A 1,693-nucleotide genomic window follows, 5' to 3' on the forward strand; every position below is an offset into this window, starting at 1 on the left:
TGTTTATTTCAACTGAAAAGTATACCACTATTTCATTTCAAAAGTATACCATTTTAAATTAATTAACAACGGTATCCCTGTTCCCTGGGGGTACCCCCAGGGAACAGGGATACCGGCGGCGCCCGGGTACCATTTTTTCGATTTTTCATTTGTTCATCATTTGTTTGGTTTCTTTTAAGCGGTAAGATTCTCCGTTCATATTTATAAGATGTGCTTTATGGGTTAGCCTATCTACTAAGGCAGCTGTTAATACTGGGTCACCGAAGATCTCCTCCCAGCGTTCAAAGCCTAGATTGGTAGTAATTATGGTTGATTTGCGTCCGGCTCGTAAAGAAAGATGATTGAACAGGAGTTCGGATCCTTCTTTATCAAAGGAGACGTAGCCAAATTCATCACAGATTACTAAATCGTATTTCTCAAAACGTGCCTCCATAACCTTTAAGGTACGCTGGGAATGCGATTCCCGTATTTGGGTTAACAGTTTATGTACTGTGGTAAATAATACTCTATAACCCTGCAGACAGGCTTTCAGGCCAAGACCTATGGCGATATGTGTTTTACCGGTACCAGGATTCCCGGCCAATACTATATTTTGTCCGGATTCTATAAAATCAAGACGTTCCAGTAAAGGAAGTTTCTCCATTGCATTGGGCGGTAATTGCTCCCGCATTAAATCATTTAAATACATTTTTGAGGGGAAGTTCGCTTGCCGGATATGGGATTTCTTACGGTTCTCTACCCGAGCTTCATATTCTCGTTCCATTAGCTGTAAAAGGAAGTCTTCATAATTCAGGCGCTGGGTGGCAGCTTCTTTTGCCAAGGTCGTAAAATCTCTTCTAAATATGGGTAGTCGTAACTCTTTACTGTAGTCCACAATACGCTGGTTGATCGTTTTATCCATAGGTTCTTTAATTTATGAGTGTTGATAATTGTTGAAGTTGAGATTTAGCCATCGCCGTGGTTTGAGTCCACTTAAGGGGCTGCTGATGATCTTGTTTGTTTCCCAGCAGAGCTTTTATCTTTTCTGTGGTAAGTTCCTTTACTGGACTACCAGTAAGCTGGGTTACTGCTTGTTCTAGTTTTTCATCCGTGATGGCATGTTCCTGACAATAATCCAGTAGCTCAATAAAGTTACGGGACTCTCCCATAAAATAGGCTTCATAAAGCGCTTTTAAATACCTGGAGCTTGCCAGGGCCATACTCCCTGCCAGGGCTCCAGGTTTACGTTTAAAAGTATCGAGGTAGTGATCGATTTTAATAATCCAATCGTGTAGGTTATAACTTCGGTGGTGAGTGGCCACTTTGTGATCGTTATGGTAAAACCATAGCTGGTGGCTCATAATTTTAACCTGGACAAATTCGCCTACTAAATGATCAGGTACCGAGTATCGGTTGGTTTTGTAGCTTACCGTAGCGTATTTATCTACTCTAAGCTGAATCTGGTCTGAGCAGAGCAGTCTGGTGGGGAGCACTAGCAGAGCGGTCCTTTCCTGAGCAAGTAGTTCATTGGCCGTCTTTCCGGTGAGTTTTTGCCTGGTATTATTCAGGGCTGCTATTTTAGTATGCAGCCAGGCTGTGGCCTCTTCCACATCCGTGAAGTGGCATTTCACCGCGAAGCTCTTACGTCGGATATATTCCACGCTGCGTTCCACATGACCCTTTTCATTACCGCGATAGCTATTACAAAAACGAT

The 1,693-nt window shown here is 42.7% G+C and carries 2 protein-coding genes; both read right to left on the bottom strand.

What is annotated here, in order from left to right:
* Positions 1–145: 145 nt before the first annotated feature.
* Positions 146–874, bottom strand: coding sequence for an IS21-like element helper ATPase IstB (gene istB, locus J0871_RS17210; RefSeq protein ID WP_346014356.1), 729 nt, complete (start codon positions 872–874; stop codon positions 146–148).
* Positions 875–908: 34 nt separating this feature from the next.
* Positions 909–1,589, bottom strand: a complete 681-nt coding sequence (locus tag J0871_RS17215; protein WP_208226472.1) for a hypothetical protein — start codon at positions 1,587–1,589, stop codon at positions 909–911.
* Between the last annotated feature and the right edge of the window lie 104 nt (positions 1,590–1,693).

The sequence above is a fragment of the Salegentibacter sp. BDJ18 genome (assembly GCF_017579965.1).
Classification (GTDB): Bacteria; Bacteroidota; Bacteroidia; order Flavobacteriales; family Flavobacteriaceae; genus Salegentibacter.